This window comes from Pantoea sp. USHLN256 (genome assembly GCF_037149875.1).
GTDB lineage: Bacteria > Pseudomonadota > Gammaproteobacteria > Enterobacterales > Enterobacteriaceae > Pantoea > Pantoea nemavictus.
The window spans coordinates 530,305-546,176 of sequence record NZ_JBBCQO010000001.1; the positions used below are offsets into that span (position 1 = coordinate 530,305).

The window sequence follows — 15,872 nt, forward strand, 5'->3', positions numbered from 1 at the left end:
TTATCAGCGGTAGCGTTTTATCGGGCTATTTTGATCCTGCTCAGCCAGCCAGGCGAGTTTTTCGCCAATTTTCCCTTCAAGCCCGCGATTCGTAGGCTGATAGTAGCGAGTCTGCGCCATTTCCGGCGGGAAATAGACTTCCCCAGCCGCATATGCGTGAGTTTCATCGTGCGCGTAGCGATACTCTTTACCCAACCCCATTTCCTTCATTAACTTAGTGGGCGCATTGCGTAAATGCTCCGGCACGTCGTAATCAGGAAACTCGCGCGCATCGCGCATCGCGGCTTTGAAAGCGGTATAAACTGCATTACTTTTTGGCGCACTGGCAAGGTAAACAATCGCCTGAGCAATGGCTCGCTCACCCTCAGCTGGACCGACGCGGGTAAAGCAATCCCAGGCGGCCAATGCGACCTGCATACCGCGTGGATCGGCGTTTCCTACGTCCTCTGAGGCAATCGCCAGCAAACGTCGAGCGACATACAATGGATCTCCGCCAGCGGTGATGATTCTTGCATACCAATAGAGCGCCGCATCAGGTGCTGAGCCACGCACAGATTTGTGCAAGGCGGAAATCAGATCGTAGAAGCGGTCGCCTTTATTATCAAAACGCGCTGCCCTTTCACCCGACACTTCATTGAGTAACTGTGGCGTTAATTCACGCTGGCCCTCAGCGTTGCTTTCTGCCATATCCGCCATCATTTCCAGCGTATTCAAAGCACGACGTGCGTCACCATTGACCAGTTCAGCAATCATGCGACGCGTATTATCCGGCAGCACAATATCACTCTTACCATAGCCGCGTTCTTCATCCTCCATCGCCTGCAGCAGTACCTGCTCAATATCAGCGGTGGTGAGCGACTTAAGCAAATAAACACGTGCTCGCGATAGTAACGCCGAGTTGAGTTCAAACGAGGGATTTTCGGTGGTGGCGCCAATAAAAGTTATCGTGCCATCTTCAATGTGTGGCAAAAACGCATCTTGCTGGCTTTTGTTGAAGCGATGCACCTCATCTACAAACAAGATGGTGCGACGACCCACCTGACGATTTTGACGCGCACGTTCGATGGCTTCACGAATCTCTTTAACACCAGAAGTCACCGCAGATATGCGCTCAACATCGGCTTTACCATAATGGCCAATGATTTCAGCCAGCGTTGTTTTCCCTGTCCCCGGCGGTCCCCATAAAATCATCGAATGCAGATGCCCAGCCTCAATGGCACGCGGTAAGGGCTTACCTGGCGCCAGCAAATGTTGCTGCCCAATATAGTGTTGCAGCGTAGCCGGCCGCATACGCGCGGCCAGCGGCTGAAACTCATTCGATGGGGCGAAATCCAGAGACAGATTACTCACTGTGGCCTCACTGACGTTGATCGTCCACCGTTACTCCTTTTGGCGGCGTAAAGGTGAATTTATCTGGGCTAATGGCGCCGTTGTTCTGGCTTTTCAACTGATAATCGCTGTGCTGTCCATCTTGCTCAATCGCGCTGAACTTATTGATGGTGCCTGCTGACGTCACATTAATGGTGAATTGCTTGAGATTGCCATCACTGCTTTTCGGGGTCAGCTCAAAGTTATCACCCTGCTGCTTGATGTTGTATTGCTTCCAATCACTTGGCTGGTTGCGAGCAATCAACATAAACGGCGTGTTGCTGGCGGCATTTTGCAGCAGGCTAACACTTGCTTGTTCAACAAATGGATTGTAGAACCACAGATTCTTACCATCAGAAATAATCACGCTTTCATCCGGTGCTGTCATGTGCCAATTAAACAAGCTTGGACGCTTTACCCAAAGCTCTCCTTCGCCGTCCTGTACATTGGCACCGCCGCCGTCAGTCACTTTCTGACTGAAGCTGGCATGGAAGCTGTTCACTTTATTGAGACGCTGTTGCAGATCGCTGGAAGCATCCGCCAAAACTGATGCGGAAACTAAACTGGCCATTAAGCCGCAGGCAATAACGTGTAATTTCATCTGATTCAATTCCTTATTCATTGTTTCCCGACACTTACCACATTAAACGTAGTTGCCGCCCTGTCTCTTCGACAGGAGAAAAAGCCGAAAGCTCCCGAAAATATGGGGATCGACCAACAGATAAACAATGGGCCAGTATTAACTGGCCCATAAGAGAACAATTGCACGTAATAAGCTACATCTCGTGTGGCGGCGGCGATAGTACTTCGCGGTTACCATTGTGTCCGGGTTCAGAAACGATACCCTGCGCTTCCATCTGTTCGATGATGCGTGCAGCACGGTTATAGCCAATACGGAATTGGCGCTGAACCCCAGAGATGGAAGCGCGGCGTTTTTCCACCACGAAAGAGACCGCCTGATCGAACAGCGGATCCAGCTCTTCATCACCCATCATACCGCCAGCAGCACTGTCGCTCTCTTCACCCGCGGTAATGCTTTCGATGTATTGTGGGCGACCACGCGCTTTCCAGTCCTGGACCACCGCATGCACTTCCTGATCGCGCACAAACGCACCGTGCACACGCACTGGCATAGAGGAGTTAGGCGGCATGTAAAGCATGTCACCCATTCCAAGCAACGATTCTGCGCCACCCTGATCGAGAATAGTACGCGAATCGATCTTACTGGAAACGGTGAAAGCGATACGCGTCGGGATGTTAGCTTTAATCAGGCCCGTAATGACATCTACCGACGGGCGTTGCGTTGCCAGCACTAAGTGAATGCCCGCAGCTCGCGCTTTCTGCGCCAGACGTGCAATCAACTCTTCGACTTTCTTACCCACCGCCATCATAAGGTCGGCAAATTCGTCGACCAGCACCACAATGTACGGCAATTTTTCCAGCACTGGCGGCGTGGTGTCCATGCTATCGCCCGGCTTCCAGAATGGATCGGGGATTGGTCGGCCCATCGCTGCAGCTTGCTCAATCTTTTCGTTGTAGCCCGCAAGGTTACGTACGCCCAGTGCCGACATCAGCTTATAACGACGCTCCATTTCACCCACACTCCAGCGCAGCGCATTCGCCGCATCTTTCATGTCGGTAACCACTTCGGTCAGCAGGTGCGGAATGCCTTCGTACACTGATAGCTCGAGCATTTTCGGGTCAATCATAATAAAGCGCACTTCTTCCGGTGTGGCTTTATACAGCATGCTGATGATCATGGTGTTAACGCCGACCGACTTACCGGAACCGGTGGTACCGGCAACCAGCAAGTGAGGCATCTTCGCTAAATCAGCGACAACCGGCTGTCCTGCAATGTCTTTGCCCAACACTACGGCAAGCGGAGAAGGATTCTCGCGGAATTTAGGACAATCCAGCACTTCGCGTAAATAAACGGTTTGACGGCGTTTATTTGGCAGCTCAAGGCCTACATATGGCTTGCCGGGAATGACTTCCACCACACGCACCGCAACAGCTGACAAGGAACGCGCCAGGTCACGTGACAAGTTAGAGATACGTGAAGCTTTCACGCCTGGAGCCAGATCAAGTTCAAAACGGGTAATAACCGGGCCAGGTGAAATACCAACAACTTCCGCCTTCACACGGTAATCCGCCAGTCGCGCTTCAACCAGTCGCGCTGTTTGCTCAAGAGCAAACATATCGACGGGTTCTTCTTCTGCCGGTGGCGACGTCAGGAGATCCAGCGTTGGCAGTGGCGTAGAAGGTTTTTCCAGCGGCTGTTCATGACGAACCAGGAACGGGTGGAACAGGCTGTCCTGGACAGGCGCAGCGGGCTTCACTGGTGCCGGCGGCGCCGAATAGGCCTCCTGATCCGGTGACGACCACGGACTGGACTCTGCACTCAACGACGGCAGCGGCGAAGGCTGTGGAACAGCCGGCTCCTGCCACTGTTCAGGCTCTTCGGGCTCTGGCGTTGCTGAAAGCGTAAACAGCGGTTCGCTTGGGCTATCATCGACCAAATCTTTCATTGGTGAGAAGTCAAAAGCAGAGGTCGTATCCAGGTTGAATACCGGCGCCTCCTTAACTTCAGGTTCGTTATAGCGTTGTTGTTGCTGATCGGCGAACTGACGCGCAAGTTGCGCCTGCTGCAGTGCGTCCTCATCTTCAGGCTCGCGAACATCTTGCCAGCTTTCACCGTAGCGATTCTGCTGCTGTGACGCGAAAGCATCACGCAACTGCGCTTCCTGCAGCTCTACTTCATCCTCATGCGAAGGAGCACTAAAGGATGCCGTCATTTCCGGCTGCTGTTGCTCCGCATCTTTAGCTTGCTCTTCGGCCATACGCTGCGAAGGCAGCTTAATGCCGTATGAGGCCAACTCGCGTCGCGTTGGTAATTTGACTTTATTTGGCCGCGGTAACTCTGGGCCAATGCCCTGTTTTACCTGCGGGTTGTAATCACGTTCAGGCACAATATCGAAAGCAGGCGAGTAGGCAGCAGGTGAAGCAGCGGCTTTTACTGCCCCGGTTGCCAGATATGCAGCGGCTACGCTATTGAATGATGCCGAAGAGGGATCGGCATCTTGCCAATTCCCCATACTCGGACCTTCATCATCATCGACAGGCGAAAACGGTGAAGGCGCGGGTTGATTCGGCACTTCAAAGCGATAAAGCGGAGTCGCGGATTGTGGGATCGATTCTGGCGCCGCAGCGACAGGCTGAGGAGCGGGAATCGATACCGGTGCTGGTTCCACAGAACGAGGCATTGCGACAGGTTCTGCGGGTGCGTTGGCGACGGGTGCCGCTACAGCTGGTGCTTGTTGTGCAGCTTGAGTAGTAACAGCAATCGCAGCGGCGGTTGCTGCACTGGCTTTTGCCAACAGCGGGTCATCACCCAACTCTTCAGTAACCGATTCACTTACCTTGCGTGGTTTCGCCAACAGTACGTCATCGTCTTCATTTACAGACTGCGCAGCATGAATCGGAGGCGGAACATCATCAGTGTGCTCCTCATCGTCATATTCTTCATCTCCCTGCCACGGCTCATCATGACGTGAACGATTACTGGCGAAAGTTAGAACGCCCATCACCACGCCACCAATTTTCTCGGCAATGGTTAACCAGGACCAACCGGTATACAACGTGATTCCTGCCGCCCAAACGCACAGCAGCGTCAGCGTACCGCCAGCAGAACTAAACCATGGCGCCATCGCATTGCTTACCAGGCTGCCAATGACGCCGCCGGAAGCAAAATACCAGATGTCATCAACATTAAGCGCCGCAAGGCCGCAGGTGGTCACGACTAATGCTAATACGCCAATCAGGCGCAAGCCCACGGCAAAGTAGTCAATGTAGTCCTGACGATCGCGCTGGCGGAAGGTGATCCAACACAGACCAATGATCACGGGAGGAATGGCGTAGGCCATCACGCCAAAAATGAACAATAGCGTATCTGCCAGCCATGCACCTACGCTACCACCCAGATTATGGATAGGCTCGTGCCAGGCGGTTTGCGACCAGCTTGGGTCTGAAGGGTTAAAACTAACCAGCGACACCATCAAATAGACGGCGAACAAGGCCACGAGAATCAGCAACGCTTCCAATAGACGGCGTCCACTGCTCAGCGGTTGTAACGAAACTTCTTTATCTTCTGTATATTCCTGGCTCAAGAGAACTCTCCAGGTGCCTGTAAATTAAGAAGGCAACAACGTCGGGCATGCCCGACGCTGGTCCTGTATGAATTCACAGGAGTGTACCGAAATCCTGTAAGCTTTGCACCTGTCCTGCACTACCGGGTTTTGATCACTAGACGATTGCTCTGTTTGACCTCTTCCATCACAACGTAAGTACGGGTGTCGTTTACGCCCGGCAGGCGCAGCAAGGTTTCACCCAGCAGCTTACGATAGGCGGACATATCCGGTACGCGGGTTTTCAACAGGTAGTCAAAGTCACCGGAAACGAGGTGACATTCTTGAGTTTCCTCAAGTTTTTGCACAGCGGCGTTAAATTGCTCAAACACATCTGGCGCACCACGATTCAGAGTAATCTCAACGAATACCAGCAGCGAAGCATCCAGATAATGCGGGTTGAGTTGCGCGGTGTAACCCAGAATGAAACCTTGACGCTCAAGGCGACGTACGCGCTCAAGACAAGGTGTTGGCGATAATCCAACACGTTTGGAAAGCTCGACATTGGAAATTCGACCGTCTTTCTGCAGTTCATTCAGAATATTTCTGTCGATACGATCTAAATCTTTTCCGGGGCGTTTCTTATTGTCTACCATTATTATTGTCTCTCTTAATTCCTTCCCTTTACCTGCCACACCCTGAAAACGCTCATTGTTCAGGGCCTTACTGAAGTGAAGACGATAAGCCTGTGCAGCAATGCGACCATCCGTATGACGCATGTTGTCTGTCCACATCATGCGTCATTACCAATGTCAGGCTGAGTTTATTCGGCTAAAAAGCCCAAAACGGAAATGAAATTCTGTTTTGAATCGCTAAATATTCTCTGCTTCTCCCAATGTTTTCGCAAAAGCGCAGGCGATTGTCAAAGTAAAACATCCAAATTCAGTACAAGATGCCAGATAGAGATCTGGGTTGCTGTTTTTAAATGAGAATTTTTATGCTGCTGCACCACTATTTGCCGAGCATTGCCCCCTTTTGGCGCAGCGCACGTGCAGAATCTGTACTCATCGTCTACGCCGCTTACAGCGATTGTTAACAAAATTGCTGAAGCCTTTTTTTGCGGCGTTAATTTCCCTACAATCAAAAACTATGTTGTCAGAAAAAATTGAGGAACGCATGAGTACGGCCAAACACAGTAAGCTGCTCATTCTGGGCTCCGGTCCAGCCGGTTATACTGCTGCGGTGTATGCAGCGCGCGCTAACCTGAATCCGGTCTTAATTACCGGGCTGGAAAAAGGCGGTCAGCTCACCACCACGACTGAAGTGGAAAACTGGCCAGGCGATCCAAACGATCTGACCGGTCCAGCGCTGATGGAGCGCATGCAAGAGCACGCCGAGAAGTTCAATACCGAGATCATTTTTGACCACATTCATACGGTTGATTTGCAGAACCGCCCGTTCCGTTTGGTTGGTGATAGCGGCGAATACACTGCCGATGCGTTGATCATCGCAACTGGCGCCTCCGCGCGTTATCTTGGCTTGCCATCGGAAGAGGCCTTCAAGGGCAAAGGCGTGTCCGCCTGCGCGACCTGCGATGGTTTCTTCTATCGCAATCAGAAAGTTGCGGTGATTGGCGGCGGTAACACCGCGGTTGAAGAAGCCCTTTATCTGGCAAACATTGCTGCTGAAGTGCATCTGATTCACCGCCGTGACAGCTTCCGTGCCGAAAAAATCCTCATCGACCGTCTGATGGAAAAAGTGCGCAATGGCAACATCGTGCTCCATACCCATCGCACACTGGACGAAGTGGTTGGCGATCAAATGGGTGTAACTGGCCTGAAACTGCTGTCTACCAATGGCGAAGCGCCAGAATCACTGGACGTTGCAGGCCTGTTTGTTGCGATCGGTCACAGCCCGAATACAGCTATCTTTGATGGTCAGCTTGAATTAGAAAACGGCTACATCAAAGTGCAGTCTGGCTTGCACGGCAATGCCACGCAAACCAGCATCCCGGGCGTATTCGCTGCCGGTGACGTCATGGACCATATCTATCGCCAGGCAATCACCTCTGCCGGCACCGGTTGTATGGCTGCGCTGGATGCCGAACGTTTCCTCGATGGACTGGTTAAAAACGATAAGTAAGTTGTTAATAACCTGATCATAATCGCCTCAAGGCGGCCAGTTTTGGTCGCCTTTTTTGTTACCTGCGTGCTACAGTTCAGGCGCCCGACACTGCTGGGTTTTCATCCGGGATTGACATCTCTTTTGAGTTACCAAACGGCATCGCATGAACAAATCACGGCAACAAGAACTTCTTCGCTGGCTCCGTCAGCAACGTCATCATGGCGCAAGCAGCTTGCGTGCAGCTTCACTGCTGGGTTTTGCTGGTGCTTTGGTGATCATAGCCCAGGCATGGTTGCTGGCTTCGCTGCTGCAAAATTTGATTGTGGCTCAACAACCGCGCTCGGCGCTTCTTAACGATTTCCTCTTACTACTGCTGTGCTTCGTGCTGCGCGCCGGGCTGCATTATGCCCGTGAAATGGCAGGCCATCGCGCTGGCGTGGCTATTCGGCGGGCGTTGCGTCAACAGGTATTGGACCGGCTCAATGAATTAGGCCCGGCCTGGATTCAGGGAAAGCCCGCTGGTAGTTGGGCGACGCTACTGCTCGAGCAAATCGAAGAGATGCAGGAATACTACGCGCGCTATCTGCCCCAGATGACGTTGGCGGCATTTATTCCCCTGGCTATTTTGCTGGTGATTTTCCCGGTTAACTGGGCGGCGGGATTGATTTTGTTGGTGACCGCGCCGCTGATTCCATTATTCATGGCGATGGTTGGTATGGGTGCTGCGGATGCTAACCGGCGCAATTTTCTTGCTCTTGCCCGGCTTAGCGGCGATTTCTATGATCGTCTGCGTGGCCGCGAGACGTTGCGCCTGTTCCACCGCGCCGCTGCAGAGCAACAAGCGATCGCTGCTAGCACCACTGATTTTCGTCAGCGCACCATGGAAGTTTTACGCCTGGCGTTTCTCTCATCTGCCGTACTGGAGTTTTTTGCTTCACTGGCGATCGCCGTTGTCGCGGTCTATTTTGGTTTCTCTTATCTGGGCGAACTGAACTTTGGACATTACGGCACCGGCGTAACGCTCTTTGCCGGATTCCTGGCATTAATTCTGGCGCCGGAATTTTTCCAGCCATTACGCGACTTAGGCACTTTCTATCATGCCAAAGCGCAGGCGATTGGCGGAGCTGATGCACTGGATCAATTTCTTCGTGAAAGCCCCGATCTGGCAGCCGACCAATCTTCGGCTGCGCTTACCGTAACCGCAACACTGACCATTCAGGCGAAAGATCTGGTGGTAACAACCGCCAGCGGTGAGGCGCTATCGCAGCCGCTGAATTTCTCCCTCGAAGCGGGTAAACGTGTGGCATTGGTTGGGCAAAGTGGCGCAGGAAAAACTGCGCTGATGAATGTGCTGCTCGGCTTCCTGCCTTATCAAGGTTCGTTACTGATAAACGCGACTGAATTACGGGATATCCATCGCGATAGCTGGCAACAACATCTCGCCTGGGTTGGACAAAATCCGCATCTGCCTGCAACGACGCTGCGTGAAAACTTATTGATGAACAACCATGTTGATGACGCTACGCTCGCGATAGTGTTGCAACGTGCGGGCGTTGATGAATTCTTAGACCGCTTGCCGCAAGGATTAGATACCGTTTTAGGCGATGGCGGCATTGGCCTTTCTGTCGGACAGGCGCAGCGTGTTGCCGTCGCACGCGCACTGCTTAAACCGGCACAATTACTGTTGCTGGATGAACCGGGATCCGGCCTTGATAGCCAAAGCGAGCAACACGTCATTAGCGCCTTGCAGCAAGCGGCTAACCAACAAACCACGCTGATGATCACCCATCAACTCCACGATCTCGCGAACTGGGATGAGGTGTGGGTTATGCAAGCTGGGCAGTTGGTGCAGCAAGGCCATTGGCAGCAACTGATTCTGCAAGATGGACCGCTGCGTGATATGGCACAGCATCGTCAGAAGGAGATCGCATGATGAAAGATTTATTGCCTTTCCTGCAGCTGTTTCGTCGTCATCCGTGGCGCCTTGGCCTTGGCATTGTGCTGGCGATTGTCACCTTGCTTGCCAGTATTGGCCTGCTAACGTTATCCGGCTGGTTTCTCGCGGCCTCTTCGCTGGCGGGTGTCGCAGGGCTCTTTACCTTTAACTACATGTTGCCCGCTGCAGGTGTACGAGGCGCAGCGATAACCCGCACCGCCGCGCGCTATTTTGAGCGTTTAGTCAGTCACGATGCCACTTTCCGCGTGCTGCAACATTTGCGTGTTTTCACGTTCAGCAAACTTATCGCGTTGGCTCCTGAGCAGCTGGCCCGTTTTCGTCAGGGCGAATTACTCAACCGCTTCGTCAGTGATGTCGATACGCTCGACCATCTTTACCTGCGTGTCATTTCACCTTTGATCGGCGCTGCGGTAGTGATTGTAGTGGTTACCTGCGGTTTAGCCTTGCTGGATGTGCCGCTAGCGCTGCTGCTCGGCGGCATCATGCTGCTTACGCTGATGCTGATGCCGCCGCTGTTCTGGCGACTGGGTGCTTCAGCCGGACAGCAGATCGCACAGCATCAAGCCCATTGGCGTCTGCAATTAACACTTTGGCTCACCGGTTTATCTGAGCTGAAAATTTATGGTGCAGCGCTTTCGTGGCGCAGTCAGTTGGATACGGAAGAGTTCAACTGGCAGCAGGCACAACGCAAACAACACCGGTTACAGGCGCTGGCACAAAGCCTGCTGCTGCTGATCAGCGGAGTGACCGTGACGCTCCTGTTATGGATTTCTGCTCAGGGTGTGGGTGAAAACAGCGCCCCAGGCGCTTTCATCGCGTTGTTTGTGTTCTGCGGACTGGCTGCATTCGAATCGCTGGCCCCCGTGGCTGGCGCGTTTTTACCTCTTGCCCAAGTCACTAGCGCGGCTCAGCGCGTGCAAGAGATCATCGACCAACCCGCCGCAATTCATTTTCCCAGCATGAAAATCGAGAACGTTGCCGGTCTTAGTCTAAAACTGGAAAACATCAGTTTTAGCTACCCACAACGTCCGGAACCCGTACTGCAGCATTTTTCGTTATCATTGCGCGCAGGCGAACATCTGGCGCTGCTCGGCCCAACCGGCTGCGGTAAATCCAGTCTGTTAACGCTGATTACCCGTGGCTGGGAAGCGCAGCAAGGTTCGATTGCCCTGAATGAAATCGACCTCGCCAGTTGGGATGAAGCTTCGCTGCGCAGCCGCATTAGCGTCGTGACGCAGCGTGTACATTTGTTTAGCCAAACGCTGCGTGACAACCTGTTGCTCGCCCAACCCAGCGCCAGCGACGAGCAGTTGATCGCCGCGTTAGACCAGGTGGGCCTGGCAGATCTTACCGAAAATGATGAGGGCCTCAATGCGTGGATGGGCGACGGCGGTCGCCCCCTGTCTGGCGGCGAACTGCGTCGTCTGGCGATAGCGCGCGCGCTGCTGCACGATGGCGATTTATGGCTGCTGGACGAACCCACCGAAGGCCTTGACGCCAGCACCGAACAGCAGATTCTTTCGCTATTGCAGCAAGTGAGCCGTGGCAAGACGTTGATTATGGTGACGCATCGCTTAAGCGGCTTAGAAGCCATGGACCGCATTTGTGTTATGGATGGCGGGCAAATTATTGAATCCGGCACGCACGCCGAATTAATCTCAAAAGCAGGCCGCTACTGGCGTTTCCATCAGCGCTTTACGCTATAGTCTTAGCCAACAGCCCTGAGTGTGATTAACGCAATGAGACTGATACAGCTTTCACGGGATTCATTAAATTTTCCACCACCGGAAATGGCGCTGCGCGAGCCCAATGGATTATTGGCGATGGGCGGCGATCTCTCCCCTGCCCGCCTGATGAATGCTTACCAGCGCGGGATTTTCCCGTGGTTCTCACCCGGTGACCCCATTCTTTGGTGGTCGCCGGATCCTCGCGCGGTGATGCTGCCGGAATCCTTCCATCTTAGCCGTAGCATGGCGCGCTTCCATAAGCGTTCACCTTTTCGTGTCACAATGAATCATGCCTTTCCACAAGTGCTGGAAGGATGTGCCAGCGGCCGCCAGGAAGGTACATGGATTACCTTTGAAGTTAAACGCGCTTGGTTGCGCCTTTATGAATTGGGCCATGCGCATTCGATAGAAGTGTGGTGCGGTCAGCAACTGGTGGGCGGCATGTATGGATTGGCGCTGGGACAAATCTTTTGCGGCGAATCGATGTTTAGCCGGCAGGAAAACGCCTCAAAAACCGCACTCTGGGTCTTTTCACAACACTTTCTTGCCCATCAAGGCCGACTGATTGATTGCCAGGTGCTAAACCCGCATACCGCCTCGCTCGGGGCGGTTGAAATTCCTCGCGTCGACTATTTACAGTATGTGCAAACACTGGCCTGGCAGCCGGTTTCAGAGAGTTGTTGGCAAACGCAGACCCTTTTTTGACATTGCTCTCAGATGTTTTGCACACAATTCCCGACAAAAGTGATACAATAAGCGAGTTTGGTATGTCGTCCGCGCTTCGCTGTGGCGAGCCGGAATTGCCAGGTTGGGAATCTCACATATTTCCCGAAGCTGTTTTGATTGTGCACCTGATGCCGATTGCTACAGATTCTTAGCCCGCTAATCCCCCGCAGACGTCAAAAAACACCCTAATTTATCCGTACTGCACGCGCAACGGCGCGACGCACGGCGAAGCGTTGGCAAAATCATCAACGGTTCTTTACATAAATCATGGAATTCGGCATTATCTTGCCGGTTCAACAGTTTGGTAGTACACCCAGAGGATTCGATGGCCAAAGAAGACAATATTGAAATGCAAGGTACCGTATTGGATACGTTACCGAACACCATGTTCCGCGTAGAGCTTGAAAACGGGCACGTGGTTACCGCTCATATCTCCGGTAAAATGCGCAAAAACTACATCCGCATCCTGACGGGCGACAAAGTGACTGTCGAGTTGACCCCGTACGACCTGAGCAAAGGCCGCATTGTCTTCCGTAGTCGCTAAGTAACTGTTCACCCCTCGCGTTGGTTACACTTATTAGCGCGAAAAAAAGGCCGGATTTGCATCCGGCCTTTTTCATATCTGCAACACGCTTAGTGCACAGTACCTTCGGTTTTACGTTTTTCCGCGCTCAGGAAGTGGTAAGTAAGCTGGTTTTTATCTTTATCCAGCGCGACTGATACCGATCCACCATCAACCAGCGAACCAAACAGCAGTTCATTCGCCAACGGTTTCTTCAGGTTTTCCTGTACCGCACGTGCCATCGGACGCGCACCCATCGCTTTGTCATAGCCTTTATCAGCCAGCCAATCGCGCGCATCATCACTCACTTCCAGCGACACGCCCTTAGCATCCAACTGTGCCTGCAACTCGACGATAAATTTATCCACCACCTGATGAATCACCTCCTGAGACAGGTGACGGAACCAGATAATGTTGTCCAGACGGTTACGGAACTCTGGGGTAAAGATCTTTTTGATCTCTTCCATCGCATCAGTACTGTTGTCCTGATGAATCAGGCCAATCGACTTACGTTCAGTCTCACGTACGCCGGCATTGGTGGTCATTACCAGCACCACGTTGCGGAAGTCGGCTTTACGGCCGTTGTTATCGGTCAGCATACCGTTGTCCATCACCTGCAGCAGCAGGTTGAAGACATCCGGGTGCGCTTTTTCGATCTCATCCAGCAACACCACAGCATGTGGATGCTTGATCACCGCATCTGTCAGCAAACCGCCCTGATCAAAACCGACGTAACCCGGAGGCGCACCAATCAAACGGCTGACCGTATGACGCTCCATATACTCGGACATATCAAAACGCAGTAACTCGATGCCCAGCGCTTTAGCTAACTGAACCGTCACTTCCGTTTTACCCACACCCGTTGGGCCGGCAAACAGGAAGGAACCGACCGGTTTGCGATCCTGGCCCAAACCAGCGCGGCTCATTTTGATCGCTTCAGTCAGAGCTTCAATCGCATTGTCCTGACCAAACACCAGCATCTTCAGACGATCGCCGAGATTTTTCAGCGTATCGCGATCGGTTTGTGACACGCTCTGCTCTGGAATACGCGCAATACGTGCAACCACCGTTTCGATATCGGACACATTAACCGTTTTCTTACGCTTGCTGACGGGGACCAGACGCGCGCGCGCGCCGGCTTCATCAATCACGTCAATTGCCTTATCAGGCAGGTGGCGATCGTTGATGTATTTCACCGCCAGCTCCACCGCCGCACGCACCGCTTTCGCGGTATAACGCACGTCATGGTGCGCTTCGTACTTCGGCTTCAGACCATTGAGGATTTGCACGGTTTCTTCCACAGAAGGTTCGGTAATATCGATCTTCTGGAAACGACGCGCCAGCGCACGATCCTTCTCAAAGATGTTGCTGAACTCCTGATAGGTGGTTGAACCCATCACGCGGATTTTCCCGCTGGAGAGCAGCGGCTTAATCAGGTTTGCCGCATCCACCTGGCCGCCCGATGCCGCACCGGCACCAATGATGGTGTGGATTTCATCAATAAACAGGATGCTGTTGCTGTCCTGTTCCAGCTGTTTCAGCAGCGCTTTGAAACGTTTCTCAAAATCACCGCGGTACTTGGTACCCGCAAGCAGCGAACCGATGTCGAGAGAGTAAATGGTGCACTCTTTCATCACCTCAGGTACGTCGCCCTGCACAATGCGCCAGGCAAGTCCTTCAGCAATCGCAGTTTTACCGACGCCTGATTCCCCCACCAACAGCGGGTTGTTTTTGCGACGACGGCACAACACCTGAACGGCACGTTCCAGCTCTTTATCGCGGCCGATCAGCGGATCAATTCCGCCGACGCGAGCAAGCTGATTAAGATTGGTGGTGAAGTTTTCCATACGATCCTCCCCGCCTGCTTGCTCTTCGTTAACCGGATTCTCCGCATTGTTCTGCGGCTGGCCGGGTTCGTCTTTACGCGTACCATGGGAGATGAAGTTCACCACATCGAGACGGCTCACTTCGTGCTTGCGTAACAGGTAAGCCGCTTGCGACTCCTGCTCGCTGAAGATAGCGACCAGCACGTTCGCACCTGCAACTTCGCTGCGACCGGATGACTGGACGTGGAACACCGCACGTTGCAACACGCGCTGGAAGCTGAGCGTAGGTTGGGTATCGCGCTCCTCTTCACTGGCCGGCAACACCGGTGTGGTTTGTTCGATGAAGGCTTCGAGTTCCTGACGCAGAGCCACGATATCTACCGAGCAGGCTTCCAGCGCCTCTCTGGCCGACGGGTTACTGAGCAATGCCAGCAACAGATGCTCGACGGTCATAAACTCATGACGGTGCTCGCGCGCTCTGGCGAAAGCCATGTTTAAACTGAGTTCCAGTTCTTGATTGAGCATTTGGCACCTCCCCCAATTATCGCTCTGACAACCTATCTCCTATATGGAGATGGCTTCAGGCTTTTTCTAGCGTACACAGCAACGGATGTTCATTATCGCGTGCATAATTGTTCACCTGGGCTACCTTGGTTTCCGCGACTTCTGCAGTGAATACACCACAGATTGCTTTGCCATGGTAGTGGACTTTCAACATCAGCTGCGTTGCACGTTCAATATCATAAGAAAAGAACTTTTGCAGAACGTCAATAACAAATTCCATAGGTGTATAATCGTCATTGTTCAGAATGACTTTATACATTGAAGGCGGCTTTAACCCTTCGCGTACTTTATCTTCGGCTAGATGTTCAAAATTAAGCCAGTCGTTTGTGTTTGCCATAATGTTCCATCGAAATTCTGCGTTACGGTTGTGCACATTTCTGCGCCCATTCTTAAAGTTTAACATGCCTGTCAAGCCGGTTTTCACTTGATAAAAACTGGCCCTAAAAGCACATGCGCGACCTGTATCACAAAATTTGCAATAGCGTTAACTGCCTCAAATTTTGATGAATTTATCCCCGTCCGCCAAGGCCGTTTGCTTGACGATAAGGTCCGTTTCTCTACATTCTACTAACACAAGCTGATTGAGTTTTAAACAAGCTCGACTCACAGCTTCAATGACCTCACCTACTTATCAAAATGTCTTGCGAGGGAAGTAAAAGCATGGAGACGGGTACAGTAAAATGGTTCAACAACGCCAAAGGCTTCGGGTTTATCTGTCCGATTAGCGGCGGCGACGATATCTTCGCACACTACTCCACGATCCAGATGGAGGGATACAGAACGCTGAAAGCTGGCCAGCAGGTTCGGTTTGATGTCCATGAGGGACCAAAAGGCAATCATGCCAGCCTGATCGTGCCCTGTGAAGCCACGCAAGCTGCGGTCGCGTGACGCGCA

12 protein-coding genes are annotated in these 15,872 nt (G+C 52.6%); 6 read left to right on the top strand and 6 right to left on the bottom strand.

Translation table 11 applies throughout. The features are described 5' to 3' along the window. Positions 1 to 3: 3 nt before the first annotated feature. The 4 genes from WFL93_RS02565 to lrp form a co-directional block, all read right to left on the bottom strand. The gene (locus tag WFL93_RS02565; protein ID WP_007887493.1) at positions 4 to 1,350 is read right to left on the bottom strand and encodes a replication-associated recombination protein A; all 1,347 of its coding nucleotides are present in this window, start codon (positions 1,348 to 1,350) and stop codon (positions 4 to 6) included. Between the two features lie 7 nt (positions 1,351 to 1,357). Beyond that, positions 1,358 to 1,969, bottom strand: coding sequence for an outer membrane lipoprotein chaperone LolA (gene lolA, locus WFL93_RS02570; RefSeq protein ID WP_049851011.1), 612 nt, complete (start codon positions 1,967 to 1,969; stop codon positions 1,358 to 1,360). A gap of 175 nt (positions 1,970 to 2,144) precedes the next feature. After that, entirely contained in the window at positions 2,145 to 5,534 is a 3,390-nt protein-coding gene (locus WFL93_RS02575) for a DNA translocase FtsK 4TM domain-containing protein (protein ID WP_336777187.1), read from the bottom strand. 119 nt (positions 5,535 to 5,653) lie between these two features. Next, positions 5,654 to 6,148: a leucine-responsive transcriptional regulator Lrp gene (lrp, locus tag WFL93_RS02580; RefSeq protein WP_006118610.1), complete on the bottom strand. Its 495-nt coding sequence runs from the start codon at positions 6,146 to 6,148 to the stop codon at positions 5,654 to 5,656. A 520-nt stretch (positions 6,149 to 6,668) separates the two neighbouring features. Here lrp and trxB point away from each other — a divergent pair. The 5 genes from trxB to infA all read left to right on the top strand — a co-directional run bounded on the left by trxB (position 6,669) and on the right by infA (position 12,570). Then, positions 6,669 to 7,634: a thioredoxin-disulfide reductase gene (trxB, locus tag WFL93_RS02585; protein ID WP_336777188.1), complete on the top strand. Its 966-nt coding sequence runs from the start codon at positions 6,669 to 6,671 to the stop codon at positions 7,632 to 7,634. Positions 7,635 to 7,779: 145 nt separating this feature from the next. After that, positions 7,780 to 9,549 carry a heme ABC transporter permease/ATP-binding protein CydD gene (cydD, locus tag WFL93_RS02590; protein ID WP_336777189.1) on the top strand — a complete coding sequence of 590 codons (1,770 nt, stop codon included), beginning with the start codon at positions 7,780 to 7,782 and terminating at the stop codon, positions 9,547 to 9,549. Next, positions 9,549 to 11,279, top strand: coding sequence for a heme ABC transporter ATP-binding protein/permease CydC (gene cydC, locus WFL93_RS02595; protein ID WP_336777398.1), 1,731 nt, complete (start codon positions 9,549 to 9,551; stop codon positions 11,277 to 11,279). The genes cydD and cydC overlap by 1 nt, the downstream gene beginning before the upstream one ends. A 33-nt stretch (positions 11,280 to 11,312) precedes the next feature. Then, positions 11,313 to 12,005 (top strand): leucyl/phenylalanyl-tRNA--protein transferase, encoded by a 693-nt coding sequence (gene aat, locus WFL93_RS02600; protein ID WP_036620486.1) that lies wholly within the window; start codon positions 11,313 to 11,315, stop codon positions 12,003 to 12,005. A 346-nt stretch (positions 12,006 to 12,351) separates the two neighbouring features. After that, the gene (infA, locus tag WFL93_RS02605) at positions 12,352 to 12,570 is read left to right on the top strand and encodes a translation initiation factor IF-1 (RefSeq protein ID WP_002211347.1); all 219 of its coding nucleotides are present in this window, start codon (positions 12,352 to 12,354) and stop codon (positions 12,568 to 12,570) included. 89 nt (positions 12,571 to 12,659) lie between these two features. Here the strand turns inward: infA and clpA are convergent, their stop codons facing one another. Beyond that, positions 12,660 to 14,939: an ATP-dependent Clp protease ATP-binding subunit ClpA gene (gene clpA, locus WFL93_RS02610; RefSeq protein WP_007887619.1), complete on the bottom strand. Its 2,280-nt coding sequence runs from the start codon at positions 14,937 to 14,939 to the stop codon at positions 12,660 to 12,662. A gap of 55 nt (positions 14,940 to 14,994) precedes the next feature. Further along, the gene (clpS, locus tag WFL93_RS02615) at positions 14,995 to 15,315 is read right to left on the bottom strand and encodes an ATP-dependent Clp protease adapter ClpS (RefSeq protein ID WP_007887621.1); all 321 of its coding nucleotides are present in this window, start codon (positions 15,313 to 15,315) and stop codon (positions 14,995 to 14,997) included. 323 nt (positions 15,316 to 15,638) lie between these two features. Between clpS and cspD the strand changes: the two genes are divergently transcribed. Further along, positions 15,639 to 15,866 (top strand): cold shock-like protein CspD, encoded by a 228-nt coding sequence (gene cspD, locus WFL93_RS02620; RefSeq protein WP_336777190.1) that lies wholly within the window; start codon positions 15,639 to 15,641, stop codon positions 15,864 to 15,866. Positions 15,867 to 15,872: the final 6 nt, after the last annotated feature.

Coding starts and splice junctions, on each gene's coding strand:
- clpS (WP_007887621.1), bottom strand. CDS start 15,315: ATGGCAAACACAAACGACTGGCTTAATTTTGAACATCTAGCCGAAGAT.
- aat (WP_036620486.1), top strand. CDS start 11,313: ATGAGACTGATACAGCTTTCACGGGATTCATTAAATTTTCCACCACCG.
- cspD (WP_336777190.1), top strand. CDS start 15,639: ATGGAGACGGGTACAGTAAAATGGTTCAACAACGCCAAAGGCTTCGGG.
- lolA (WP_049851011.1), bottom strand. CDS start 1,969: ATGAAATTACACGTTATTGCCTGCGGCTTAATGGCCAGTTTAGTTTCC.
- clpA (WP_007887619.1), bottom strand. CDS start 14,939: ATGCTCAATCAAGAACTGGAACTCAGTTTAAACATGGCTTTCGCCAGA.
- cydC (WP_336777398.1), top strand. CDS start 9,549: ATGAAAGATTTATTGCCTTTCCTGCAGCTGTTTCGTCGTCATCCGTGG.
- cydD (WP_336777189.1), top strand. CDS start 7,780: ATGAACAAATCACGGCAACAAGAACTTCTTCGCTGGCTCCGTCAGCAA.
- trxB (WP_336777188.1), top strand. CDS start 6,669: ATGAGTACGGCCAAACACAGTAAGCTGCTCATTCTGGGCTCCGGTCCA.
- infA (WP_002211347.1), top strand. CDS start 12,352: ATGGCCAAAGAAGACAATATTGAAATGCAAGGTACCGTATTGGATACG.
- lrp (WP_006118610.1), bottom strand. CDS start 6,148: ATGGTAGACAATAAGAAACGCCCCGGAAAAGATTTAGATCGTATCGAC.